General features: G+C 68.9%; 21 protein-coding genes and 1 tRNA gene. 7 read left to right on the forward strand and 15 right to left on the reverse strand.

Annotated elements, in window-relative coordinates:
* Window positions 1-60: 60 nt before the first annotated feature.
* On the reverse strand, window positions 61-936 hold the full coding sequence (locus ACFVJ5_RS16305; protein WP_379220878.1) for a TOMM precursor leader peptide-binding protein: 876 nt from the start codon (window positions 934-936) through the stop codon (window positions 61-63).
* Window positions 937-1144: 208 nt separating this feature from the next.
* Complete coding sequence (locus ACFVJ5_RS16310; protein ID WP_379220880.1) at window positions 1145-2602, reverse strand: zinc-dependent metalloprotease; 1458 nt, start codon at window positions 2600-2602, stop codon at window positions 1145-1147.
* Window positions 2603-2729: 127 nt separating this feature from the next.
* On the opposite strand from ACFVJ5_RS16310, the gene ACFVJ5_RS16315 reads away from it, so the two are divergent.
* The gene (locus ACFVJ5_RS16315; RefSeq protein WP_379220882.1) at window positions 2730-3755 is read left to right on the forward strand and encodes a PDZ domain-containing protein; all 1026 of its coding nucleotides are present in this window, start codon (window positions 2730-2732) and stop codon (window positions 3753-3755) included.
* Here ACFVJ5_RS16315 and ACFVJ5_RS16320 read toward each other — a convergent pair whose 3' ends face one another.
* Window positions 3756-4334 (reverse strand): PPA1309 family protein, encoded by a 579-nt coding sequence (locus tag ACFVJ5_RS16320; RefSeq protein ID WP_266292347.1) that lies wholly within the window; start codon window positions 4332-4334, stop codon window positions 3756-3758.
* 156 nt (window positions 4335-4490) lie between these two features.
* On the opposite strand from ACFVJ5_RS16320, the gene ACFVJ5_RS16325 reads away from it, so the two are divergent.
* Window positions 4491-7472, forward strand: coding sequence for a UPF0182 family protein (locus tag ACFVJ5_RS16325; protein ID WP_379220884.1), 2982 nt, complete (start codon window positions 4491-4493; stop codon window positions 7470-7472).
* A gap of 73 nt (window positions 7473-7545) precedes the next feature.
* On the opposite strand, the gene ACFVJ5_RS16330 is transcribed toward ACFVJ5_RS16325, so the two are convergent.
* Complete coding sequence (locus ACFVJ5_RS16330) at window positions 7546-8088, reverse strand: transglycosylase family protein (protein ID WP_379220886.1); 543 nt, start codon at window positions 8086-8088, stop codon at window positions 7546-7548.
* Window positions 8089-8444: 356 nt separating this feature from the next.
* On the opposite strand from ACFVJ5_RS16330, the gene ACFVJ5_RS16335 reads away from it, so the two are divergent.
* Window positions 8445-8518, forward strand: a tRNA-Met gene (locus ACFVJ5_RS16335).
* 72 nt (window positions 8519-8590) lie between these two features.
* On the opposite strand, the gene ACFVJ5_RS16340 is transcribed toward ACFVJ5_RS16335, so the two are convergent.
* From ACFVJ5_RS16340 to ACFVJ5_RS16355, 4 genes are all read right to left on the reverse strand, one after another.
* Complete coding sequence (locus ACFVJ5_RS16340) at window positions 8591-8848, reverse strand: HPr family phosphocarrier protein (RefSeq protein WP_101466146.1); 258 nt, start codon at window positions 8846-8848, stop codon at window positions 8591-8593.
* 26 nt (window positions 8849-8874) lie between these two features.
* Entirely contained in the window at window positions 8875-11055 is a 2181-nt protein-coding gene (locus tag ACFVJ5_RS16345; RefSeq protein ID WP_379220888.1) for a fructose-specific PTS transporter subunit EIIC, read from the reverse strand.
* 132 nt (window positions 11056-11187) lie between these two features.
* Window positions 11188-12177, reverse strand: a complete 990-nt coding sequence (locus ACFVJ5_RS16350; RefSeq protein WP_379220889.1) for a 1-phosphofructokinase family hexose kinase — start codon at window positions 12175-12177, stop codon at window positions 11188-11190.
* Window positions 12174-12941 (reverse strand): DeoR/GlpR family DNA-binding transcription regulator, encoded by a 768-nt coding sequence (locus ACFVJ5_RS16355; RefSeq protein ID WP_379220891.1) that lies wholly within the window; start codon window positions 12939-12941, stop codon window positions 12174-12176. Before ACFVJ5_RS16355 ends, ACFVJ5_RS16350 begins: the two co-directional genes overlap by 4 nt.
* A 262-nt stretch (window positions 12942-13203) precedes the next feature.
* On the opposite strand from ACFVJ5_RS16355, the gene ACFVJ5_RS16360 reads away from it, so the two are divergent.
* A complete protein-coding gene (locus ACFVJ5_RS16360; RefSeq protein WP_379220893.1) occupies window positions 13204-14022 on the forward strand; it encodes an amino acid-binding protein in 819 nt (272 codons plus the stop codon).
* Between the two features lie 3 nt (window positions 14023-14025).
* Here ACFVJ5_RS16360 and ACFVJ5_RS16365 read toward each other — a convergent pair whose 3' ends face one another.
* Window positions 14026-14250, reverse strand: coding sequence for a hypothetical protein (locus ACFVJ5_RS16365; protein WP_379220894.1), 225 nt, complete (start codon window positions 14248-14250; stop codon window positions 14026-14028).
* A gap of 80 nt (window positions 14251-14330) precedes the next feature.
* Here ACFVJ5_RS16365 and ACFVJ5_RS16370 point away from each other — a divergent pair, with 80 nt between their 5' ends.
* Together ACFVJ5_RS16370 and ACFVJ5_RS16375 are read left to right on the forward strand one after the other, a co-directional pair.
* Window positions 14331-15506 (forward strand): alpha-hydroxy-acid oxidizing protein, encoded by a 1176-nt coding sequence (locus ACFVJ5_RS16370; RefSeq protein WP_379220896.1) that lies wholly within the window; start codon window positions 14331-14333, stop codon window positions 15504-15506.
* A gap of 134 nt (window positions 15507-15640) precedes the next feature.
* Window positions 15641-16393, forward strand: coding sequence for a DUF6319 family protein (locus ACFVJ5_RS16375; RefSeq protein ID WP_379220898.1), 753 nt, complete (start codon window positions 15641-15643; stop codon window positions 16391-16393).
* A gap of 1 nt (window position 16394) precedes the next feature.
* Here the strand turns inward: ACFVJ5_RS16375 and ACFVJ5_RS16380 are convergent, their stop codons facing one another.
* Window positions 16395-17900 carry a diguanylate cyclase gene (locus tag ACFVJ5_RS16380; RefSeq protein WP_379220900.1) on the reverse strand — a complete coding sequence of 502 codons (1506 nt, stop codon included), beginning with the start codon at window positions 17898-17900 and terminating at the stop codon, window positions 16395-16397.
* 291 nt (window positions 17901-18191) lie between these two features.
* Between ACFVJ5_RS16380 and galK the strand changes: the two genes are divergently transcribed.
* The gene (gene galK / locus ACFVJ5_RS16385) at window positions 18192-19298 is read left to right on the forward strand and encodes a galactokinase (RefSeq protein WP_379220902.1); all 1107 of its coding nucleotides are present in this window, start codon (window positions 18192-18194) and stop codon (window positions 19296-19298) included.
* Here galK and ACFVJ5_RS16390 read toward each other — a convergent pair whose 3' ends face one another.
* The 5 genes from ACFVJ5_RS16390 to ACFVJ5_RS16410 all read right to left on the reverse strand — a co-directional run bounded on the left by ACFVJ5_RS16390 (window position 19299) and on the right by ACFVJ5_RS16410 (window position 25387).
* Window positions 19299-20879, reverse strand: a complete 1581-nt coding sequence (locus ACFVJ5_RS16390; RefSeq protein WP_379220904.1) for an alkaline phosphatase D family protein — start codon at window positions 20877-20879, stop codon at window positions 19299-19301.
* Window positions 20880-20949: 70 nt separating this feature from the next.
* Window positions 20950-21282 carry a hypothetical protein gene (locus ACFVJ5_RS16395; protein WP_379220905.1) on the reverse strand — a complete coding sequence of 111 codons (333 nt, stop codon included), beginning with the start codon at window positions 21280-21282 and terminating at the stop codon, window positions 20950-20952.
* Between the two features lie 65 nt (window positions 21283-21347).
* The gene (locus ACFVJ5_RS16400) at window positions 21348-22808 is read right to left on the reverse strand and encodes a PepSY-associated TM helix domain-containing protein (RefSeq protein WP_379220907.1); all 1461 of its coding nucleotides are present in this window, start codon (window positions 22806-22808) and stop codon (window positions 21348-21350) included.
* A 293-nt stretch (window positions 22809-23101) separates the two neighbouring features.
* Window positions 23102-23662 (reverse strand): hypothetical protein, encoded by a 561-nt coding sequence (locus ACFVJ5_RS16405; RefSeq protein WP_379220909.1) that lies wholly within the window; start codon window positions 23660-23662, stop codon window positions 23102-23104.
* A 66-nt stretch (window positions 23663-23728) separates the two neighbouring features.
* The gene (locus tag ACFVJ5_RS16410) at window positions 23729-25387 is read right to left on the reverse strand and encodes an acyl-CoA synthetase (protein ID WP_379220911.1); all 1659 of its coding nucleotides are present in this window, start codon (window positions 25385-25387) and stop codon (window positions 23729-23731) included.
* Window positions 25388-25400: the final 13 nt, after the last annotated feature.

The raw sequence follows: 25400 nt of genomic DNA on the forward strand, positions 1-25400 counted from the left end.
ATGGCCGAACTCGCGGGGTGTGTGCCATAAGAATGCTCACACCGGCCGATGCGACGCCCGTCACCGGGCGGTTTCCGGCGCGCGTGCGGTCATGTTCCGGCATCCGCAATCCTGATGCGGCAGCCACGGCCGGCGCTGGATCTCGTGGGTGTCGAGGTTCAGTTCCACGGTGGCGTCGAGAGTGCGCGGTGGACGCCGCGGTGAGCAGGCGACGATCGCCTCCAGCTCGCCGAGCGCCAGCGCGGTCGTCGCCGCGATGCCCGCCGGGGACGCGTGCCCGGTGCGGCCGAGTAGCTGGGCGGCCAGATGCGGCCAGTCGTTGTCGAATCCGGCCCGGGTGAGGTCGGCACAGCGCAGGCAGCTGGTCTCGCCGGGCAGCACGAGCGGGCCGACCACACCGACCCCGTCGCGGACTCGGACCTGCAGGTGCGGCACCCGGCGCAACACCAGATCCACCGACAGACCGGGGTCGATCATCAACGCGTCGGTGAGCACCACCAGATCGCCCGCGGTGGTACCGAGCGGACTGTCGGGCCGGTACGCACGCGAGCGGGTGGGACGAAAACCCATGCGCCGCAATCCGATCGCCACGGCATCCGAGAGCGGACCGAGGCCGTGCACGGTGATGCCGCGGATCTTGCCCAGTGTGGGTTCGGGCTCGAGCAGCAGGCCCGCACGCTCGATCGCGGTGAGCATGCCCATGGTGCGATCGGGGCTGATGCCGAATTCGCCCGCCCGCCAAATGATCTGGGGCCGCGATTGCAAGCCGTCGAGCAGGCGAAGGAAGGCGAGCACGGTACCGGTGTCGTGCTCGGTGGTCTCCAGGAGCAGCGCGCGTTCGGGGTCCCAGCCGAGCTGGACCGTGCCGGACGGGCGAACCAGGGTGGTCACTCGCGGGTTGAGCATCGGCCCGCGCAGTGGGGAGGTGGTCGTCATGCCAGAAGTATCGGCACCCGACAGCGGCGCCAGGTGCGCCGAAAGTGCAGTTATCCACAGGCTTTCGGCGTGTCGGCCGGCGGATTCCGAAGTGTGAACAACCGCTGTACCGCGGGTCGTCGCCGCGTTTCGCGACGAACGTTAGCCTCGGAACCGTGTTGCGCCACCGAGATCGGAAGTTTCTCACCGACCTCGGCGGCGACGTGGATCAGGCCTTGCCGGAACCCGAGTCGGAATCACCCTCGTCGCGCGGGGTTTCGTCGGAATCGGACTCCTCGACCTCGGCTTTCCCGAGACCGGCCGCGTCGCGTTCGCGCGCCTCGGTCGCGGCCAGCTGGGCCAGCGGGTCGTCGAAAGCGCCGGTGCCGCCACCGATGATGGAGTCGATGAACCCGGCAGGCGAGTCGAGATCGGTGGAATCGGGCAGCAGATCGGGGTGCTCCCACACCTTGTCGCGCCGCTCCATCCCCGCGTCGGTGGTGAGCCGCCGCCACAGCGCCGAGGCCTCACGCACCTTGCGCGGCCGCAACTCCAGTCCGACGAGCGTGGCGAACGTCTGCTCGGCGGGTCCGCCCGTGGCCCGGCGGCGACGCAGCGTCTCCGACAGCGCGTTCGCGCCCGGCAGGCGCTCACCCACCGCATCGCTGACCACGACGTCGACCCAGCCCTCGATCAGCGCCAGTAGGGTCTCCAGACGCTCGAGCGCCTGCTTCTGCTCGGGCGTGGTCTGCGGTTCGAACGTGCCCTGGGAGAGCAGTTCCTCCAGCTTGGCGGGGTCGCTCAGCGACATCGGGTCGATGCCCTGCGCGGCTTCCTCGATCGCGGAGAAGTCCATCTTGATGCCGCGCGCGTAGTCCTCCACGGCGCCGAGTACCTGCTGACGCAGCCACGGCACATGCGCGAAGAGCCGCTGGTGGGCGGCCTCGCGGGCGGCCAGGAAGACCATGATCTCGCTCTCGGGCTGCTCTAGCCCCTCGCTGAACGCCGAGATCGCGGTCGGCAGCAGCGCGGCGGTACCGGCCGGGCCCAGCGGCAGACCGATATCGGTGGAGGTCAGCACCTCCTTGGCCAGCTGGCCGAGCGCCTGACCGAGCTGGGAGCCGAACGCCAGCCCGCCCATCTGGCCGAGCATGCCGACCATGGGCCCGGCGAACTGCTTGGCCTCCTCGGGCAGCTGCGCCGTCCACATGCCCGAGATCTGCTCGGCCACCGGATCGCACAGGCGCTTCCAGGTGGGCACCGTCTCTTCGATCCAGTCGTTCGGGGTCCACGCGACCGTCTTGGTGGCGCCGGCGGGCAGCACCGTGGCGCCGTCGAGCCACAGTTCGGCCAGGTGCGCCGCGTCGGTCACCGCGGTGGTGGTTCCCGCGGCGATCGGGGCGATGCTGGAGCCGAGCTGCTGGCGGGCCAGTCGCTTGGCGACGTCGTAGTTGACCGGGCCGGACTGTGAACCGCCGGGAGCCATGCCCTGGCCCATGCCGCTGATCATCTGCCCGAGCTGGCTCAGCATCTGGCCCAGCTGCGACGGATCGAAGCCGCCCGCACCACCGACGCCGCCCGCTCCGAACCCGAACGGATCGTTTCCGCCGGGTCCGTTGCCCTCGTCGCGACGCTTGCCGGAATCGTCGTCGTCGCCGGTCGAGAAGCCGAAGGGGAGATCGCTCATACCTCTTACGTTACGCGGGACCCCCCGGCCCACGGTGTTCGCGCATCGCGAAATCGCGCGACGACGCCCACGCCGTAAAGCGTGCCACTGCCGTCGGTCACGGCCGTTGATCACTACTGTGGTCCGAGTGAATCGTCGGATCCTCACCCTGATCGTCGCCCTCGTCCCTGTCCTCGTGCTCGGTGTGGCAGGCAGCGTGGTCACCGTGCCGTTCGTCGCGCTGGGCCCCGGCCCGACCTTCGACACCCTCGGCCAGGTCGAGGGCAAGCAGGTGGTCGATGTCACCGGCGCGCCACTGGATCCCACGAGCGGGCATCTGAACATGACGACCGTGTCGGTGCGCGACGGGCTGAACCTGTTCGAGGCGTTCGGGTTCTGGGTCAGCGGTGAGCACGGCCTGGTGCCGCGCGCCGAGGTGTACCCGCCCGGCGTGTCACGCGAAGAGGTCGACAAGTCCAATCAGCAGGACTTCAAGGATTCCGAGAGCGATGCCGAGGTCGCCGCGCTGCACTACCTGAAGATGCCGACGGTCGTGTTGGTCCGCGGACTCGGCGAGGACGGACCGGCCAACGGCGTGCTCGAGGTCGGTGACGAGCTGATCAGCATCGACGGCGCCCCGATCACCACGCCCAAGGACGTGATCGACATCGTCGGCACCAAGGCGCCCGGCGCCACCATCACCGTTGTCCACCGTCGCGGCGACCTCGAGCTGACCAGTCCGATCACCCTGGCGCCTCGTCCCGGCGACGAGGCGAAGGGCTACCTCGGCATCACCCCGGGCGAAGGCGGACGTCCGCCGTTGCAGGTCGAGTTCAACCTCGCCGACATCGGCGGACCGTCGGCCGGGCTGATGTTCAGCCTCTCGCTGATCGACAAGCTCTCCCCGGGCGAACTCAACGGCGGCAAGTTCGTCGCGGGCACCGGCACCATCGACCAGGACGGCAAGGTCGGCCCGATCGGTGGCATCCAGTACAAGATGATCGCGGCGCGCGAGGCAGGCGCGGAAACCTTCCTCGTCCCCGCCGACAACTGCAACGAGGCCGGTCAGCGTGCTCCGGAGGGCCTGCGCTTGGTGAAGGTCGACACCCTCGACAGCGCGATCGCCGGACTGGCCGAGATCAACGCCGGTCGCGAGGCGATCAGCTGCGGGTAGTCACTCCAGCGTGTGGTGCAGGGCCTCGACCAGGCCCGGTGCCAGGTTGGGGTAGGTGCGCAGGTCGAGGTCGCCGAAGCCGTCGTCGTCCTCGGGACGGATCTGCAGCAGGCACAGTGTGGCGCCCTGGCGCAGCACACCCGCGATGAGCCGGGCGTCGCGGCGACCCGGATGCGCGTGCGCGGCGGCGCGCCCGGCCGCGTCGGCGGCCTCGTCATCGGCCAGTAGCGGAACCAGGGCCTCGTCGAGATCGCTCTCGGCGTCGGGCGGCAGCACCACGATCTCCTGCACCAGCACGCAGCCTTCGACCGCGGGCGGCCAGGTGGTGGTGGCCAGGAACTCGTCCAATGCCATCGACCCGCCGGTGATGTCGTCGGGGAAGGCTTCCTGGGCGACGGGGGTCAGCTCGCTGCCGTCGTCGAGCTGGTCTTGCAGGTCCGGTTCGGCCGCGGCCAGGTCGGCGGTCGGCACCAACGCGAACATCTGCGGCGGGTTTCCCCAGCCCTCGGCGTCGGCGAACTCGACGACCTCGCGCACACAGCGGGCGAGGAGAACTTCGGCGTGCTCGTCTTCGGTCACCCGCACATCCAATCATTTTCGGCCCAGACGCTTGCACGGTGTCCGATTTCCGTAGAGTGGGCGCCAACGGTCCGGTAACGGATCACCCGCAACATTCGGACTGCGGTGACTGCGCCGATCACGGTGTGGAACCGCCGGAGCATGGAGAGTGGCACCGTGGGCATGCGGCCCCCCACCGGCTTACCTTCGTTGTCCCGACGCAGCCGTGTGCTGCTGGTGACGGCAGTCGTCCTCGCGGCGCTGTTGCTGCTCGGGCCCCGCTTCACCGATGCCTATACCAATTGGTTGTGGTTCGGTGAGGTCGGTTATCGCAGTGTGTATCTCGGCGTGTTGCGCACGCGGTTGATCCTGTTCGTGGTCGTCGCGTTGCTCGTCGGCGTCGTGGTCTGGGCGGCGCTGCTGCTGGCCTATCGGTCGCGTCCGGTCTTCGTACCGGTCGCCGGGCCCAACGATCCGATCGCGCGCTACCGCACGACCGTGATGAGCAAGCTGCGGCTGTTCGGCGTCGGTATCCCGGTGCTGCTCGGCGTGCTGTCGGGGCTGGTCGCGCAGTCGAACTGGGCGACGGTGCAGCTGTTCCTGCACGGTGGCGAGTTCGGTCAGCAGGACCCGCAGTTCCACCTCGACATCGGTTTCTACACCTTCGATCTGCCGTTCTACCGGATGGTGCTGAACTGGCTGTTCGTCGCCGTGGTGATCGCGTTCTTCGCGAACCTGGTGACCCATTACGTGTTCGGCGGCCTGCGGCTGGCCGGGCGTGAAGGCACCCTCACCAGGGCCGCGCGCGTGCAGCTCGCGGTGATCGCGGGAATCTTCGTGCTGCTCAAGGCGGTGGCGTACTGGTTCGACCGGTACGACCTGTTGTCGAGTACGCGCAAGGAGCCGACGTTCGGCGGTCCGTCGTTCACCGATATCAACGCGGTGCTGCCCGCCAAGCTGATCCTGCTGTCGATCGCGGTGATCTGCGCGATGGCGTTCTTCGCCGGGATCGTGCTGCGCGATCTGCGGGTTCCCGCGATGGCGGCCGCGCTGCTGGTGTTGTCGTCGATCCTGGTCGGTGCGGTGTGGCCGATGGTGGTCGAGCAGTTCTCGGTGCGCCCCAACGCCGCGGAGAAGGAAAGTCCGTATATCGAGCGCAATATCCAAGCGACTCGCGAGGCGTACGGAATCACCGACGACAAGGTCGAGTACCAGAACTACCAGGGTGAGAGCAAGAAGAGCCCGCTCGAGGTGCCCGCCGACGCGGTCACCATCGGCAACGCCCGCCTGCTCGACCCGAACATCCTCTCGCCCACCTTCACCCAGCTCCAGCAGCGCAAGAACTTCTACGGCTTCCCCGAGTCGCTCGACATCGACCGCTACAGCCTCAACGGCGATGTCCAGGACTACATCGTGGCCGCGCGCGAGCTGCATCCGGCCGCGCTGTCGGGCAACCAGAAGGACTGGATCAACCAGCACACCGTCTATACCCACGGCAACGGCTTCGTCGCCGCGCCGGCCAACCGGGTCAACAAGCCACAGTCCGAGGCCCAGAGCGTTACCGGCGGCAGTGATTCGGGCTATCCGCTGTTCATGGTGAGTGACCTGTTCACCAAGGTCGAGGATCAGCAGATCAAGGTCGACCAGCCGCGGATCTACTACGGCGAGTTGATCGCCCAGACCGATCCCGACTACGCCATCGTCGGCACCGCGGAGGGCCAGGCGCCGCGTGAGTACGACTCCGATCAGGCGCAGTTCACCTATGACGGCAGCGGTGGCGTGCCGATCGGGAACTGGTTCAACCGGCTGGCCTTCGCGGCCAAGTACGCCGAGCGCAACATCCTGTTCTCCTCGGCGATCAGCGAGGACTCCAAGATCCTGTTCAACCGTGGTCCGCGCGACCGGGTGCAGAAGGTGGCGCCGTGGTTGACCACCGACGGCAACGCCTACCCGGCGGTCGTCGGCGAGCGCGTGGTCTGGATCGTCGACGCCTACACCACGCTGGACAAGTACCCCTACGCCCAGCCGACGTCGCTCGACGGGGCGGTCGAGGACAGCATCGACAAGAAGACCGGGCGGGTGATCCCCCGCAAGGAGGTCAGCTACATCCGCAACTCGGTGAAGGCCACCGTCGACGCGTACGACGGCACCGTCACCCTGTACGAGACCGACACCACCGACCCGGTGCTCAAGGCCTGGCGCGGCGTGTTCCCCGACGCGGTGAAGCCGCAGAGCGAGATCTCGCCCGAGCTGCGCGCGCACTTCCGCTACCCGGAGGACCTGTTCAAGGTCCAGCGCGACATGCTCACGAAGTACCACGTGGACAACCCGCGTGAGTTCTTCACCAACAACGCGTTCTGGTCGGTGCCCAGTGATCCGACCATCGAGGGCGGCACGTTCAACCAGCCCCCGTATTACGTGTTGCTGGGTGACCCGAAGACCAACAAGCCGGTGTTCAACCTGACCTCGGCGATGGTCGGCTACAACCGGCAGTTCCTCTCGGCCTACATCTCGGTGCGGTCGGACCCCGACGGGTACGGCAAGTTCACCGTGTTGCAGCTGCCGGTGGAAACGCAGACGCAGGGTCCGCAGCAGACACAGAACTCGATGACCACCGCCGACGCGGTCTCCCGAGAGAAAACCCTGCTGTCGAACTCGAACAAGATCCGCTACGGCAACCTGCTCACGCTGCCGGTGGCAGACGGCGGCATCCTCTACGTGGAGCCGTTCTACAACGAGCGCAACACCGGTTCATCGACGTTCCCGCAGCTGCTTCGCGTGCTGGTGAGCTATCGCGACGCGGCGGGCAGCGTGAAGGTCGGCTACGCGGCGACGCTGGCCGATGCGCTGAACCAGGTGATGCCGGGTGCGGGTTCGCTGGCGACACCGTTCGGTGGCGACCCGTCGGTGAAGCCGAAACCGGGGGCGATCCCGCCGGTCGATCCGGGCACCGTCACTCCGCCCGGAAACGGCACCACGCCGCAGCCGGGGACGACTCCGCCCGCGGGGTCGACGCAGGAGGCCGCGGCCGCCGAGCTCAGCCGCAAGATCGAGGCGGTGCGCACGGCGATGCGGACGGGCAACTTCACCGATTTCGGTAAGGCCCTGGAAGAACTGGACGCCGCGGTGAAGGCGTATCAGGACGCGGGCGGCCGGTAGCAGGCCGCCGCGTAGCAGCAAGAAAGGCCCCGTCTGGATGACGGGGCCTTTCTTGTGCAGGGGGAACGGTGGATCAGCCGCCGATCGAGGCGATCAGCGGAGCGTTGGCGTCGAGCAGGCCCTGGTACTGGCCCCCGACACCGTACTGGTCGGCCAGCGCCTTGCCCGCGGCCTTGGCCTGGTCGACGGCAGCCTGGACATCGGTCTCGGCCTCGGCGGGCAGCTCGACCGGCAGCTCGACGGCGGGCTCCTCGACCACCTCGGGCGCGGATGCGCCCGACTGGAGGTACTGGCCGCAGTGCGGCCACGCGCCGACGCCCTGGCTGGCGAGCACGTTCTCCGCGACGCGGATCTGCTCTTCCTTGCTGGCGTTGTGCGCCGAACCCTGGCCGCCGTTGGCCGCCCAGGTGCTCTGCGAGAACTGCAGGCCGCCGTAGTAGCCGTTGCCGGTGTTGATGCCCCAGTTGCCGCCGCTCTCGCACTGGGCGACGCCGTCCCAGTTGTAGGCGGCGGCGGAGGCGGTGCCGGTGGCGAGGCCGAACGGAACGGCAACAAGGGCGCCGGCGATGGCGGCGACGCCAAGGGCGCGGGTGCTGAATTTCCGGGTCTCAGTCATGGGGGAGACGCTAACCAAAGAATCGACGCCGATCACATCTTGATAACGAGCGGATTCTCTGAATGGAATAGCCGTCTTTTCAATGTTTACGCTGCATAGCCAGTGGGAATACCTAGATTCCGGTCGGTCTGTTATTGGTCCGTTATGTGTTCGGGATCACGAGGTGATAGTGACGCCGCTCACCGAAGCTCGGCCCCGACACATGCGGTTGCCGGAATGTGTGATGGCTGCCACAGTCAAAGGTTTCGATGTGCGGTGTTGTCCGTCGAAGATTGTGCATTTCGGCCACAAAACCCGTGTTGACCTCGCGATTTGGCGCCTGCGCGCACCTGTGTGTAATGTTGTGTTCACACCGACGCGGGGTGGAGCAGCTCGGTAGCTCGCTGGGCTCATAACCCAGAGGTCGCAGGTTCAAATCCTGTCCCCGCTACAAAACGAAAGGCCCGGAACCACTGGTTCCGGGCCTTTCGTGTTTCTCCGGTTCGCTCTCGTGCGGGTCGGTTCAGGCGTCGAGGTCGCTGGCGACGAGCTCGGCGATCTTGTCCAGGGTCGGCTGATCGTCGCTGGTGATCACCACTTCGGCGCCCTGGCCCGCGCCGAGGGTCATGATCATCAGCGCGGAGCCCGCGTCTACCGGGTCACCGCCCGTGACCGCGATGGTGACGGGAACACCTGCCGCGCCGACCGCTTCGGCGATCAGGGCGGCGGGGCGGGCGTGCAGGCCGACCGAGGAGCCGACGGTGACGGTGGTGCTTGCCATGGGATATCTCCTTGTGTGCGAATGGATTACGCGGTGGTGAGAACAGGGGCGACGGACTGCTTGCGGGTGAATTCCTTGGCGAGGGTGACGCAGGCCGCGGCGACGAGCGTGCCGGCGACCAGTGACACCAGGAACCAGCCGAGGTGCCCGATCGCGAAGAACACGAAGATGCCGCCGTGCGGTGCGCTCAAGGTGACGTCGGTGGCCATGATCAGCCCACCGGTCACCGCGCCGCCGACCATCATCGACGGCAGCACCCGCAGTGGGTCGGCGGCGGCGAACGGAATCGCGCCCTCGGAGATGAACGAGGCGCCGAGCAGCCAGGCGGCCTTGCCGTTCTCGCGTTCGGCCTCGGTGTAGAGGCGCGGGCGCAGCACGGTCGACAAGGCCATCGCCAGCGGCGGCACCATGCCCGCGGCCATCACCGCGGCCATGATCCGCAGGGTCGCGATATCGGTGACCGAGAGTCCGGCGGCGGCGAATGAATAGGCGGCCTTGTTGACCGGACCACCCAGGTCGAAGCACATCATCACGCCCAGGATGACGCCGAGCGCGATGGCGGAGGTGCCGGACAGGCCGTTGAGCCAGTCGGTGAGTCCGTTGGTCACGGCGGCGAGGGGCTTGCCGAGCAGCACGAACATCAAGATGCCGACGATCGCCGAGGCCAGCAGCGGGATCACCACCACCGGCATGAGCCCGCGGGCCCACGTGGGCACCGGCAGCTTGCTCACCCACAGGGCAGCGAATCCGGCCACCAGACCGCCGACCAGGCCGCCGAGGAATCCCGCGCCGACGAAGACCGCGATCGCGCCCGCGGTGAAACCCGGCGCCAGGCCGGGACGGTCGGCGATCGCGAAGGCGATGTATCCGGCCAGCGCCGGGACCAGGAAGCTGAAGGCCAGTGAGCCGATCTGGAAGAGCACGGCGCCGAAATAGGTGGCCAGACCACCGTCGGGCAGGTCGGTGATCGAGTTGTCGAGCACGATCGTCTTCGCGCTGTCGGAGATCTCGTAGCCGCCGAGCAGGAAGCTCAGCGCGATCAGCAGACCACCCGCGGCGACGAACGGGATCATGTAACTGACGCCGGTGAGCAGGATCTGACGCAGGCGGGTGCCCCAGCCGATGCCCTTGGCCGCCTGCGAAGGTGCGGGTGCGGTACCGCCGACGGTGGCGGCGCCCGCGGCGGTACTCGCCGCGACGGCCTCCGCGATCATCGTGTCTGGCTCGTTGATCGCGCGTTTGACGCCGGACTCGATCACCGGCTTGCCCGCGAACCGGCTTCGGTCCTTCACGCCGACATCGGTGGCGAAGATGACGGCGTCGGCGTCGGCGATCGTGGCCGGGTCGAGCGTGTCGCCACCGCTCGAGCCCTGGGTTTCCACCGCCACGTCGACTCCGGCGCGTTCGCCCGCGGCGACCAGGGAGTCGGCGGCCATGTAGGTGTGGGCGATGCCGGTCGGGCAGGCGGTGACCGCGACGATCTTCTTCGGCGCACCGGACTTCGCTGTGCTGACGGCCGGTGCATCGCCCGCAGTGGTCGCCGCGCCGGAAACCGCTACGCCCGACGCGGCCGTACCGACTGCCGCCGCGCCGACTTCGGGGGCCGATGACTCGGAAACGGGAGTCGCGCCCGCAGCGGACGAGATCCCCGATCCGCCGTCGGCGGGCGAACCGGACCCGGCCGGATCAGCCGGTTCTGTCGCCGCTGTGCCACCTGGGGCGGCACCGGTGGAAGGGGTGGTCGCGGCCGGTGGGGGATTGATGACGCCGTCGACAAGGGCCACCACGGCTGCCGGTGTCGCGGCGGCGCGTAGGTCGGCGACGAATTCCGGGCGGACCAGCGCGCGAGCCAACGACGACAACAACTTCATGTGCTCCGCGCCGGCGCCTTCCGGAGCGGCGATCAGGAAGACCAGATCGGCAGGCCCGTCGGGAGCGCCGAAATCGACGGCGGGTGCGAGGCGGGCGAACGCCAGCGAGGCGGTGGTGACGGCGGCCGATCGGCAGTGCGGGATCGCGATGCCGCCGGGTAGCCCGGTGGCCGATTGCGCCTCCCTGGCCAGGGCGGCTTCGCCCACCGCGTCGACGTCGGTCGCGCGGCCCGTGGCGGCGAGCCTGCCCGCTAGCGCGGTGATCACGGCGCCCTTGTCGGCGCCGAGATCGGCGTCGAGCGCGATCAGGTCTGGGGTGATGATCGAATCGGCCATCGTCGTGTCTTTCCGGAGTGGGGGTGGAGCAGGGGCTTGTCGGTCCAGTGGTGGCGTCGGTCGACGGGGCTTATCCGGTGTCGGCCGGTGGGGTCGAGCAGCGCGGTGGCCGGTGCCGGTGGTGATCGGTGGTCATGCCGGGGCCGATGGTCGGTCGGCGGTGAGTGGGTGAGCGGTGACGGCGTCGAGGACGATGTCGGCGGGGCCGGGTAGTTCGGTGCCGGGGAGCGCGGTGGCGGCGCTGCCGTAGGCGACGGCGGTGCGCAGGCGGTCGGCGGGGGATTCGCCCGCGAGGTCGGCGAGCAGGTAGCCGGCCAGGGCCGAGTCGCCCGCGCCGACGGTGCTGCGCGCGACGATCGGCGGGGCGGCGGCGAACCACGCGTCCTCGGCGGTGACCAGGACCGCGCCTGCCGCGCCCAGGGTGGCCAGCACCGCGCCGACGCCACGGTCGATCAGCGTCGTGGCGGCTTCGGCCGCGGCCAGGGGGTTCTCGAGGTCGACGGCGTCGAGACCGCTGAGCTGAGCCAGCTCCTCCGAGTTCGGTTTGATGAGATCCGGTGCGGCGCCGACTGATCCGGCGAACAGGGCGAGCAGCGGAGCGTCGGAGGTATCGACGGCGACGCGGGGGCGTCGCGTTCCGTTCGGTGATACGCGCGGTGTGGACAACGTCGCGACGAGCTGCGCGTACCAGTCGACGGGCACGCCCGGCGGTAGTGACCCGGACAGCACGATCCACTCTGCCCCCGCGGCCACCTCCACGAGCAGCGCCGCGAGCTCGGCCAGTTCGCGCGCCGACAACGCACGGCCGGGCTCGTTGATCTTGGTCGTGGTGCCGTCGGATTCGGCGATGGTCAGATTCACCCGCGGCGCGCCGGACACCGGTACCGTGCGGAATTCGATTCCCGCCGTCCGTAATCCGTGCACCACGGGGTCGTCGTCGGCCCCCGGCAGCACCGCCGTGACCGCCGCCCCGCCCTCGGACACCACCCGCGCGACATTGACTCCCTTGCCGCCGGGGTGCGAGGTGACGCTCGCCGCGCGATGCACCTGCCCGCGCCGCAACGGCTCGGTGAGGGTGACCGTCCGGTCGACACTCGGGTTCGCGGTCAGCGTGACGATCATGCGAGCACCACCTCGATTCCTTCGGTGACCAGTTCCGCGTGCGCGGTGGCCGGGATGTCGGTATCGGTGACCAGCACGTCGACCTCGGCGGCATTGCCGAAGCGCACGAAGTCCTCGCGCCCGACCTTGCTCGCGTCGGCGACCACGACGACCCGATCGGCGGCGGCGATCATCGCGCGTTTCACGGCGGCTTCCTCCGGATCGGGGGTGGACAGCCCGTGTCGCACGGTCAGCGCGTTGGTGCCCAGAAACGCGACGTCGACCCGCAGTTCGCCGAGCAGACGCAAGGTCTCGGCGCCGACGGCGGCCTGGGTGACTCCGCGAACCCGCCCACCGAGCAGGTGCAACCGCACACCCGCGAACCCGGTGAGGCGCGCGGCGACCGGCAGCGAGTTGGTGACGGTGACCAGGTCGACGTCGACCGGCATGGCCGCGGCCACCCGAACGGTCGTCGTGCCCGCGTCGAACAGCACGCTGCCGCCCGCACGCGGCAGGTACCGCTGCGCGAGTTCGGCGATCCGGTCCTTCTCCGCGGCGCGAGTGCTGTCGCGCTCGGCGGTGCCCGGTTCGAAGGTGGTGAGCGCGCCGGAACCGACCGCGCCCCCGTGTACCCGCCGGATCACCCCGAGTCGGTCGAGCACCGCCAGGTCGCGGCGCACGGTTTCGGTGGTGACCCCGTACTGGTCGGCGAGTTCGGCGACGGAGACGCGTCCGCGATGCCCGATGAGGGTCGCGATCGCCTGCTGCCGTTCCTCGGCGTACATGGAGGTCCTCCGGTCTCGGTGAATCTTTACTTATGTTGTTTTATGCCCGTTCGTGTGGGTTTGTCAATGAATTCTGGTGATCCGAGTCACAATCGTTGCCGCTGCCTATCGAGCTGATGGTGCCGACAGTCACATCCGAACAGCGCGGGTGCTCGACATCACCGCGGAAATCAGTGCAGGTCAACAGCTTTCGCCCGCGCTTTCACGTCGCTGTTACGCACCTCGTCGAAGATCGACACGAAGGCCGGAGACGCTGACCCCCATGTGGCGATTCGCAGTGCGACCCCGTGTCACGGTCCTGGCCTGCGAGGTGTGCGGCAGACTGCCGCATCCTGGGCGGACCAGGCTCACTCTGGCCAAACTCGCGGCGGTGTTCCCGGTGGAGCTGGCGCTGCACGCGTTGGTCGTCCACCTGCACCCGCCGTACCTGCTGACCGTCGCCCTGCTCACGGTCACCACCACGATCCTGGTGATCTGGGTGGTGGAGCCGTCGGCGATGCGCATGCTCGGCGGCTGGCTGCACAGCCCGGAACTACGGCACCGCGACCGCATCGACTCCGCGCCCGCGCTCTGGCGGATCCGTGTGCGCCTGGCCGACCGCCCCGGCGCGCTCGAGACGCTGGCCAAACATCTCGCCCACCGCGACGCCAACATTCTCACGGTGCACGTGCACCAGTTGGAGGACGCCGTCCTCGACGAACTCGTCGTCGCCGCGCCCGCCGAGGTCACCGCGCACGCGATCACCTCCGCCGCGGAGCACGCGGGAGGTTCCGGCGTGCGGGTCTGGCCCGCGACCGTGCTGTCGCTGATCGACGGTCAGACCAAGGCGCTCGCCATCGCGGCCCGCATCGTCGGCGATCCGGACGAATTGCCATTGGCCGTGGCCGAACTGCTGGGCGCGCGCTACCTCGCGCCCGGTACACCGGAGGTGGGCGAACCGGGCGAGGGCACGCTGCTGGTATTGGACCGCGACGATCGTCGCTGGGGTTTCGTACGCCCGGACGAGCCGTTCACCCCCGCGGAGATCGCCCGTGCGCATCGGCTCGCCGATCTGGCGGCGCTCACCGCGCGGCGACAGTGAGGTTCAGTCGAAGCCGAGGTCGCTGGTGAGCGGATCGCGTAGGGCGCCCTCGGCGGCCCGCAGGCGATCGGTGACCGAGGTCAGCAGATCCATCGAATCCTGGGACAGCCCGAGCGCGAGGCGGGTCAGGTGACGGATGGCATCGCAATGGAAGCGGTCGGCGAGTAGAGCGTCCGGGTCGGCGGGCGCGGCCGAGTGTTCGACGACGGTCACGGCAGGGGCACTCACAATCTCGTATTTTCGAGTATGACGCACCTTACATCCACCCTGCGGTCCGTGAACCCCGGTCGGCGTGCGAAAGTGCAGCAATGAGTCAGTTCGCCGACTATCAGAACGAGATCTACCTGGCCGCGCTCGGTGGGATCCAGCCGGAATTTCCCATGGATTACGCGACGCTCGAGCGCAAAGCCACTGCGGCACTGCCGGATTCGTTGCTGAACTATATCGCCGGTGGGGCGGGCGACGAGCTCACGCAGCGGCGCAACGCCGAAGCGTTCGCGGATTGGGGTCTGGTGCCGCGAATGCTGGTCGGCGCCACCGAGCGCGACCTCGCCGTCACCGCGTTCGGTCACACCTTCGCCAGTCCACTGTTCCTCGCACCGGTCGGGGTGATCGGTCTGGTCGGCGAGCAGGGCCACGGTGACATCGCGGTGGCCGAGGCGTCGGCGCAGACCGGTGTGCCCGCGATGTATTCGACGCTGATGGAGGATCCGCTCGAGGACGTGCGGCCGCACGCGGGCGACACGCCCTCGTTCTTCCAGCTGTACACGCCGAAGAACCGTGAGCTCGCCGAGAGCCTGGTGCACCGCGCCGAGGCCGCGGGGTACGCGGGGATCACGGTCACCCTCGACACCTGGGTGCCCGGTTGGCGTCCGCGCGACCTGGCCAGTGGGAACTTCCCGCAGCTGCGTGGGCACGTGCTGAAGAACTACACCAGCGACCCGGTCTTCCAGCAGATGGTCGGCTCCGACGATCCCAAATTGATTGTCCTGCACTGGATCGCGACCTTCGGCAATTCGCTGACCTGGGATGACCTCGGCTGGCTTCGTTCGATCACCGATCTGCCGCTGATCCTCAAGGGCATCTCTCATCCCGAGGACGCGCGCAAGGCGATCGACTTCGGCGCCGACGGCATCTACTGCTCCAATCACGGTGGGCGCCAGGCCAACGGCGGGCTGAGCGCGCTGGAGACCTTGCCCGCGGTCGTGGCCGCCTGTGACGACCGGGTGCCGGTGCTGTTCGACTCCGGGGTGCGCTCGGGCGCCGATGTGGTGAAGGCGCTCGGACTCGGCGCGACGATGGTCGGGCTCGGCAGGCCGTATGTGTACGCGCTCGCGCTGGGCGGTGTGCGCGGTCTGGTGCATCTGCTGCGCAGCTACGCGGCCGAAGCGGACCTGCTGATGGCGGTCAACGGCTATCGCGACGTGGCCGCGGTGCGCGAGAACATCCGGCCGACGACGCGCGGCCGCGCCACTCTCGGCTGACGGCGGCGCGGCCCGGAATCCCCGAGCAGGAGGGTTTTTCGGGCCGTGTGGGCGGCTCGGGGGAGAACTTGTCGGTGCTGTGCGGCATCATCGGTGCGAAGACCACGCTGTAGCACCAACCCCCGGAGTCCACGATGTCCTCGCCGAGCACCAAGTCCGCATCCCGCCGATCAGCACCGCCGGTACTATCCGACGCCGAGCTCGCGCGTATCGCAGGCGAGCTTGCCGAGGGCAAACCGCCGATGGTGTGGTTCACCGCCGCCGCTGTCGGTGTCGCCGAGGGGAAGTCGGGCAAGGTTGTCGCGCTCGACGACCCGTCCGCGGGCGACTTCCTGCAGGTGCGGCCCACCGGTTCCAAAGATGTGCTCTCGTTCGGCCCGAGCGAGGTGACGCTGACCAAGCCGGCCCGCGGGACTACCGTAGCGCCGGGCGGATCCGCACGGACCCGCCCGGAAAGTGCCCCCGCGCCGAGCAACCGAAAGGACAACACTGTGACCCAGCCGTCGACCCTGCCGAGCGCTGCTACGCCCGCGCCGAGGTCGCTCGCCCCGGTAGCCGACGATCCCAAGCCCGCCCCGGCAACGCCGCGGCCGGCGAAGGCTCCCGCGGTGCGCAAGACCAAGGTGGCCGAGGTGACCGTGACCCTCACCGGAACCGCCGACGGTGAGTGGACTGTCGATGTGATCAACGGTAAGAAGCGCAGTGTGAAGGGGTTGGCGGTCAGCAGTGCGGCCGTCGCTCAGGCCGCGAAGATCCTGCATCCCGAGGTGGAGGAAGTGGTGGCCGGGATTCTGGAGGCTGCTCGAGGGGCTCAGCAGGCGAAGGTCGCGCAGTTGCAGGCCGAGCTGGAGGCGGCTCGGAAGCTGTTGGAGGAGTTGGGGGACTGACCTACTGGGCCACGCGCTGAATCCGCGGGGAGGCGGACAGACGCCGCCGCGTCGACGGCTTTCTCAGTTCGTCGTGGAAGCTGAGGCCGAGGCGGTATTCCTTGGCGTGGTACATGGCGGCGTCGGCGGTGCGGATCAGGTCGTAGATGGTTGTTTCGGTGGGGCGGGTGGTCACGCAGGCGACGCCGATACTGGCGGTGATGGGGATTTCACCGCAGCTCAGTTCGAAGGGGCGGATGAAGGCGCCGAGGATGTGTTCGGCCAGCACGGCGGCTTCGGTGCGGGTGCGTGGTGCCAGGACGACGAATTCGTCGCCGCCGTAGCGGGCCGTGAGGTCGGCGCTGGCGGTGGTACGGCGGATGCGGGACGCGGCGTTGGCGATGAGTTCGTCGCCGACGGCGTGACCGTAGCTGTCGTTCACCATTTTGAAGCCGTCGAGGTCGATGAACAGCAGGCACAGCGGTTTTCCGGCCCACTGATCGCGATAGCGGTGTGGTGCGCGCAGCAGGGCGGCCCGGTTGAACAGGCCGGTGAGCAGGTCGTGGTCGGCCTGGTACTGGGCGCGGCGTTCGCTGCGCATGCTGCGTGTGATGGCGCGTTCGCTGCGCACCAGCACACCGGCCAGCAGCAACGTGAGCAGCGCGCAGATCACCACGCGGTCGACCACCCCGAGCTCGGCGCCGACCACGCTCACCAGCGAGGCCGCCACCAGTGCCACCGCGATCATCCCGGCCCGCTGCCGCGATCGATGCGGTCCCACATCCTCGGCGTCGCGCAGCGTACCCATCGTGGGCTGCACCGCGGCCAGCCCGGCCAGCAGGTACGCCCACTGCTGTGGCACCAACGCGAATTCGGGATCGACCGCGATCGTGCCTGCGGCAGTGAGGCTTTCGATCAGCCCACCGATGAGGACGGCGATCAGTGCGGCCTGCAACAACCGCAGCGATGTCTCCGAGCGGACCACCGTCGCCAGCGAATGCGCGAGCACGGTAGCCAGTAGTGCGTGGATCAGCGGATAGCTCGCGGCCAGCGCCGTATCGACGAACCCGCTGCTGTGCCGCAGGATCGGCGAGATCAGGAATGTCCACGAGGCCAGCAGCGCGCTGAGCCCGATGAGCGTCGAGTCCAGCCAGAGGTCACGGGCATTGCGGAGGCGGTGTGGCTGCAACCAGCCGACGGCGGCCAGGCCCAGGCACAGCGAGGCCGCCAAGGTACACAGATCGTCGACCGGGTGCCAGCTCGGGTGCAGCCCGAGCGCGCGTATCGCGGTGCCCGCGGCGAACAGCGGCACCGAGGCGGCCAGCAGGTACCAGGGCAGGCGTTGCGCGGGTCGATGGCAGTACATGCCGTACCCGATCATCGCCAGCGATCCCGCGACGATCACGATGAGCAGCAGAAACGGCAGCGCCCGGCCACCCGCCAGCGGCGCGATCAGCACGGCCCCCGCCGCGCCGAGCAGCACCACGCACCGTCGCAGGCTCCCGTAGCGTGTCTCGCTGATGGTCATCAGCCCCCCTCGATCTTGCTGCGCACGCGACGAGCGTCGATCGAATGTGAGGCCGGTGAATCACTCGAAGTATCGGCCGAGAGCACCGAGTGTTGTTGTCCGAGCACGATCCCCAGCCGGCAGTGCCGACGCTCAAAACCTTTACAACTCAGTCGATCATGACACGTCCACGGCCCTGCTGTCGATGCGTTGCGAGCATTGCCGCATACCGATTCGGCACCCGGTGCTCGACGGTTGCCCGCCGCGGTGTTCGGTGATGACATCGTCGCAGGAAGCGGAAGGGAAGTACGGGTGGAGAAGTGGATCGCGCCGGGCCGGGTGAACATCATCGGCGAGCACACCGATTACAACGACGGGTTCGTGTTGCCGATCGCCCTGCCGCTCGGCGTCGTCTGCGCGGCCGGACCGCGCGGTGACAGGTTGGTGCGGCTCACCTCGGCGCAGCGGCCCGGTGAGGTCGTCGAGGTGCGCGTAGATGCTCTTGCGGCACAACGGGATCGGCTGCCCGGGTGGGCCCGTTATCCGCTCGGTGTCGTCGACGAGTTCGTCCGTGGCGGTCACCGCGTCACCGGGGTGGACCTCGAACTCGACGGCTCGGTGCCGATCGGCGCCGGCCTGTCCTCGTCGGCGGCCCTGTGCTGCGCGGTGACGATCGCGCTGCGCGATCTGTTCGCGCCCGCACTCACCGATCGGAGCATGGTCGAGATCGCCAGGGCGGCGGAGAACGGCTTCGCCGGAGTGCCGACGGGCCTGCTCGACCAGTCCGCCTCGATCCTGTGTACCGAGGGCCACGCCCTGTTCCTCGATATCCGCGCCTTCACCGGCACGGAATCGGGTGGTGCCGAGCAGATTCCGTTCGATCTCGGCGCTGCCGGTCTGGCGCTGATCGTCGCCGACACCGGCCACCCGCACGATCTGGCCGACGGCGGATACGCCGAGCGCAGAGCCCAGTGCGAAGCCGCCTCCGACGCGCTGAATCTGTCCGCCCTGCGCGATGCCACCGCCGAGGACCTGCCGCGCCTGCGGGATCGAGTGCTGCGGCGTCGCGCGCGGCACGTGGTCACCGAGAACGCGCGGGTGCTCGCGGTGGTCGACCGGCTGCGCGCCGGTGCGGACCCGCGGGCGATCGGTGAGCTGCTCACCGCCTCGCATCATTCGCTGCGCGAGGACTTCGAGGTCTCCGCGCCCGCACTGGATCTCGCGGTGGACGCGGCGCTCGACGCGGGCGCATGCGGTGCCCGCATGGTCGGCGGGGGCTTCGGCGGCAGCATCATCGCCCTGGTCGAGCACGCCGACCAGGTGGCCGGCAACATCATGAACCGGTTCGCCGCAGCGGGTTTCGCCTCGCCGCGCGTCTTCGCCGTCGAGCCGGCCGCGGGTGCGCGCAAACTCGAGTGATCAGCTTCTGACCGCGCCGGGGATCGCGTCCTCGACGACGAAACTCGCCCGCGTGCTGATCGGGGCGCCCGGACGGCTCACGTAGGGAACCACGCGAAAGTCGTTGCGCCACTGGTGATGGTCGAGGTCGACGCGGACATAGCCGCGTTGCCGGTTGTAGAACTTCAGGTCCGGGTTGGCGGCCAGCAGGGTGCGACCCGCATCGGTGAGGTCCGCGCCGTCGCTACCGGTGCTGATCGAGGTTCCGGTGAATTCGGTGGCCACGACGGGTGATTCGGGATCGGCGTAGTCGCGGCGCAGGTCGGCGACGTAGTTCTCGTGGCGGTCGCCGGTGATCACGACCAGGTTGTCGACAGCGTGGTCGGCGGCTGCGGCCAACACCGTATTGCGGTCTGCGACGTAGCCGTCCCAGGCATCCGTGCCGAGCAGCAGGTCGGGGCCGGGGTCGTAATCGGACTGGGCCATGGCGACCTGATTGCCGAGCACCTGCCAGCGGGCGGGCGAGGCGGCGAAGCCGTCGACGAGCCAGTCACGTTGGGCCGCACCGAGAATGGTGCGGTCGGTGGCGAAGCGGTCGGCGCATCCGAGGACCGCCGAGCCGTCACCGCAGGCCTGCGGGGTGCGGTACTGCCTGGTGTCGATCATGGTGAATTCGGCCAGATCGCCGAATCGGTAGCGGCGGTGCAGGTGCATCGACGGGCCCGCGGGCAGCTGCGCCAGGCGCATCGGCTGGTGCTCGTACATGGCCTGGAAGGCAGCGGCCTTGCGGCGGCGGAACAGCGGCGCGAGGCGGTACACGTCGAGGCCGAGACCGGGACTGTCACCGGCCCAGTTGTTGTCGAGTTCGTGATCGTCGAGGGTGACCAGCCAGGGGAACGCCGCGTGCGCGGACTGGAGCGGCGCTTCGCCTTTGGCCTGGGCATAGCGCAGTCGGTAGCCCGCCAGATCCACTGCCTCGCCGACGAGTTGCGGCGGCAGGTGCGCACCCCGGCGGGCCAGCACCCAGGAGGATTCGTAGATGTAGTCGCCGAGATGGACGACGAGGTCGAGATCTTCGGCGCCGAGGTGTTCATAGGCGGTGTAGTAGCCCGAACTCCACGACTGGCACGACGCGAAGGCGAACCGGAGCCGCGCGGTCGGGCTGTCGAGCGCGGGCGCGGTGCGGGTGCGCCCGACCGGCGAGATCGCCGAACCGGCCCGGAACCGGTAGTAGTACCACCGATCCGGCGCCAGCCCGGCGACCTCGGGATGCACACTGTGCCCGAGCTCGCGGGTCGCCACCGCCGAGCCCCTGACCACGACTTTCGTGAATCGTTCGTCCTCGGCGACCTCGTAGTCGACGGTCACCGGGGCGACCGTCATCCCGCCGTACCCGTCGGGCGCGAGCGGATCGGGGGCGAGTCGCGTCCACAGCACCACTCCGTCGGGGGTCGGCTCGCCGGAAGCGACCCCGAGCGAGAACGGTTCGCCGAGCCGCCGGGGCGCGGCGAACCGCGCACTGCTCACCGCGGACACCCCCACGACAGCGGCGATCGAACCGCCGATGCCGCCGTGCAGGAGTTGTCGACGAGACAGCGTCATCGGCTGATCCTTTCACCGCGGACCCGAACCATCCACCGATCGTGTCCGGTTCGGCGTCGCGGTGCGGGCGTCAGAGCCGGAAGATCCGCGAGCCGACGGCCCACCCCGCGCTGGACCAGTTCGGGCCGAAGCATGCCACCGTGCCCGCCTGGCCGACCGGCAGGTCCTGGCGGATCGTGTACGGCCCGACGGCGAAGGGCGCGATGTTGTAGCCGACGCAGTCGACCTCGAGCCGGTAGGTGCCCTCGCCGCCGTAACAACCGCCGTTGAACGCCCACGGGCCGTTCATCGATCCCTGGCAGCCGGGATCAGCGGCGGCGGTACCCGCGGCGACACCGGTCAAGGCGATCGCGATGACCGGAGCGGCCAGGCACATCGCTACTGCGCGAGCTGAAGTTCTCATGGGGGAGCTCCGATCATCGAGTGTCATGGGTTACATGGGATGTTTCCTCGATAGTTAGCCATGCGTTACACCTTGTCCGCGCGAGCGGCCAGGCCCAAAGCGACATCGATGAGCAGGAAAACGATCAAGCTCACCCCGATGAGCGGGAGGAACCAGCCGACGGCCACCGCCGCGCCGACCAGCGGAACGGTGATCCACGGCGACGTGCGGCGCAGCACCCCACGCCGTGGCGGGACGGGCAGAGCAGCCCTGCGGGTGGGGCGACGCTGCCACCACATGCGGTATCCGAGCACGATCACGGTAACGAGGCCGGCCATGATCGCGAGCAGCAGCAGCTGGTTGACCAGGCCGAACAGCAGACCCATGTGGAAGGCGATGCCCCAGTTGGTGAGCTTGGCCATCAGCGGCCAGTCGGCGAACGCCAGTCGGTCGGTGACCGTGCCGGTCGAGCCGTCGACGGCGAGCGAGTCGACGGTGTAGGTGCCGGGCAGGCGCAGTTCCTTGATGCCGAACGCCTTCTCCGGCGTCGCCGGGATGGCGATTTCGGCGCCCTGGGTGATGCCTTCGGCACGCGCGACCTCGTACACGCGATCGAGCTGCGCGATCCGCGCCGAGGGATCGACCGGGGCCGGGACGGTCTGCCCGCCGCTGTGATGGTCGCCGCCCGATGACTGGGCGGGACCGGCGGTGCCCGGCAGCTTCACACTCACCGCGGGGGTGGTCCAGCTGAGTTCTTCGCGCAGCTTCGTGACGTTCTCACCGGCATAGGTCGACCACGTCATGCCGGTGGCCGAGAGCAGCAACACCACGGGCAGGATCCAGACGCCGATCGCGCCGTGCCAGTTCATCTTTCGACGCCTGGTCTGGGACAGATCCGGCTTCAGCAGCCACTGCGCCGACCTGCGCTCGCGCCGCTTGCGCACCCGGTGCACCCACAGCACCAGCCCGAACACCGCGATCACCCACAGCCACGACGCGGCCAGTTCGCTGTAGAGCCTGCCGGGTTCGCCCAGGTGCAGGCTGCGATGGAACTCGCTGAGCCAGGTGCGCAGTGGCAGCGCGCCACCACTTCCGTAGACCACGGACTCGCCGACCGGCTGGGCGGTGTGCGGGTCGACGAACACCGACAACCGCTCGGAATCGCCGAGCGCCGGATCGTTGAACAGCACGCGCGTGGTGTCGCCCTCGTTCGGGGCAGGGGCGACAGCGACCAGCGTCAGGTCGGGGCGAGCCGCGACGGCAGCCCCGACCTGGGCCGACAGCGCCTGATCAGGTCCAGTGGTGTCGACCTGGAGCAGATCGCGCGAGACGAACCCTTCGATCGTCGGCGCGATCGCGTACAGCGCGCCGGTGAGCGCGGCGATCAGGATGAACGGGGCGACGAAGAACCCCGCGTAGGAGTGCAGGCGCAGGGCCAGTGGAGACAGGCGTAAGCCCCGGCGTGCGCCGGAACGCGGACTGTCACCGGAGATCGGTGGTGCCGAGGGTGAGTTCTCCTCGACCGGACGAGTGTCCGTGATGCTCATGCTGATTCATTTCTGGAGTACTGGAACCCGGTGCGCGCGGACAGGTCCGGCTCGGCGCCCGCATCGACGACAGCACGCGAGAGCCGTCGACCTGGTGCGGCGTGGAGCCTGCCGATCGCTGGGCGCGGTCTTCGTCCGAGCGGATCCGGACGAACACGGCCGACCGGCGGCACACGTCGAGCGCCACGCTCACGTCGGGAGAGCGGATGACGTCAGCGCGGGGAGTCGACAACGAGGCGCGTGTTCGACACGGGGACAGCGCACGACGAGTCCGTGCACCGGGTGAGGGAAAGTCAGAAAGGAACAGCGAGCGGGGGAGCGCGGGTTCGCAGCGACGACGTGGCGAAGATTCGCAGGATGACGCGGTCGCGGTGGACCAGGCGCAGCGGCGCCGGGTCGGGGATGCGGGGAGTGCGGTAGCGCACCGGCAGGATGCGCGCCAGCACAGCGCCGCCGATCCGGTACGCGGCCTCGGCGCCCACGATGACGACGGCCGCGAGCAGCGCGGCGACGGTGTGGGCGGTGAGCATGCCGAGTCCGAGGGAATCGTCAGCCGAGTGCGAGTGCCCCGACCAGCTCATCGTGGTGTGGCCGATCAACTGACCACCCAGCAGCACTGCCGCCAAACCCAGCGCACCGTGGCGCAGTGGTCCGATCCCGGCGACCAGAGCGCCGACAACCGCCGAGGCCGCCGCCAGCAACACGATCGCCGTGCTGCCCGGCAGCGCCCCACCGGCGGCCATCCCGTGCGCGGCCAACGACAGCGCGCCCGACATCGAGCCCGCGCAGGCACCACGCAGCCGCGCGCCGACAGCACGCGACGGCGCGGACGCCTGCTCGAACCCGATGATCACGCGCTGATGATAGTCGACCGACGAGGCCCGCTCGGCGGCAATAGAGCGGGCTACGTCCAGCTGTTCTCAGTCCGTCTCGACCGGCATCTCGATCAGCGGCTTGCGCAGCAGCTTGCCCGTCGCGTTGCGCGGCAGCTCGTCGACGAAGATCACCTCGCGCGGCACCTTGTAGCGGGCCAGGTTCTCGCGGACGTATTCCTTGATCTCCTTGGCGTCGCGCTTGGACTCCGGGCCGGGCACCACGATCGCGCGCAGCCGTTTGCCGTAGTCGTGGTCGTCGACGCCGACCACCGCGGCCTCGAACACATCGGCGCGGCCCGCGATGAGGTTCTCCACCTCCAGCGGGAAGACGTTCTCACCGCCGGAGACGATCATGTCGTCGTCGCGGCCGTCGATGTAGAGCAGACCGTCGGCATCGAAATGGCCGACGTCGCCGCTGGACATCATGCCGTCGACCATTTCCTTGGTCCGGCCGTCGGTGTACCCGGTGAACGCGAACCCGTTGTCCACGAAGATCGTTCCGGTGACATTCGGCGCGGTGATCGGCTTGCGGTTCTCGTCGAGCAGCACGATCCGGATGCCGACCGGCGCCTTGCCCGCCGTGGTCGGCGCCTTGCGCAGATCCTCCGGGGTGGCCACGGTCATCACCGCGCATTCGGTGGAGCCGTAGAGGTTGTAGAGCGAATCACCGAAGTAGTCGAGGGTGCGGGTCACCACGTCGGGCGCGATCGCCGAGCCCGCCGCGAAGATGACCTTCATCGTCGACGGGTCGTACTTCGCCAGCACCTGCTCGTCCAGATCGAGGATGCGCTGCAGCATCGTCGGCACCACGACCAGCGAATCCGCCTTGTACTTCACCACATTGGCGAGCGTCTGCTCCGGGTCGAACCGGCGCTGCTGGAAGATGACCCGGTTTCCGAGGGCGAGCCCGAGGGTGAACTGCGACAGGCCGGTGCCGTGGAAGATCGGCGCCGCCATGATCATGGTGCCGTTGTTGGGCAGCGGCACCCGATCCACGAACTGCGCCGACGCGAACGGGCTCACCTTGTCGCGCGGGGCGCCCTTGGGGGTGCCGGTGGTGCCGCTGGTCAGGATCACCATGCCGCCGGGCTTGCTCGGCGCGGTGATCGCGGCGGTCGAACGATCCGCCGACAGCGACGCCACGGTCGGGATCGACGGGTCGGCGCCGTGCGCTTCGTCGACCCAGGTGAGTACGCGCGGGATCTCGGTGGGGATGGCGCTCATCAGGTCGAGGAACTCGCTGTCGTGCAGCACCGCCTTGACCTTCTCGCGGGCGGCCACGTCGGCGAACTGCGGTTTGGCGAACCCGGTGTTCATCAGCACCGCGCGCACACCGAGCTTGCCCGCCGCGAGCAGGCTCAACACCATGCCGCGATGGTCGCGGGCCAGCACGGCGATCACGTCGCCCTCGCTGATGCCGCTGGCGCGCAGGCCGCGGGCGAAGGCGTTGGACTGTGCGTCGAGTTCGCCGAAGGTGATCTCGCCCAGTTCGTCGACGATCGCGCCCGCCTGCGGCCTGCTCTGAGCGGCGTGCATGACGACGCCGGCGAACGGGCCGAACTTCGAGACATTGCGGAACGAACGGGCAGCGTGGTCGAGGCGCAGCGGGTTGAACAGCTTGCGATCCACCATGACCTTGACGCCGAGCGCGAAATCACCGGCACGTCGGGCGGTAGTACCTAGCGCGGGCAGAGACAGAGACATCGAACAGCCTTCC

Source organism: Nocardia sp. NPDC127606, assembly GCF_042671725.1.
In the GTDB taxonomy this organism is placed as follows: Bacteria; Actinomycetota; Actinomycetes; order Mycobacteriales; family Mycobacteriaceae; genus Nocardia.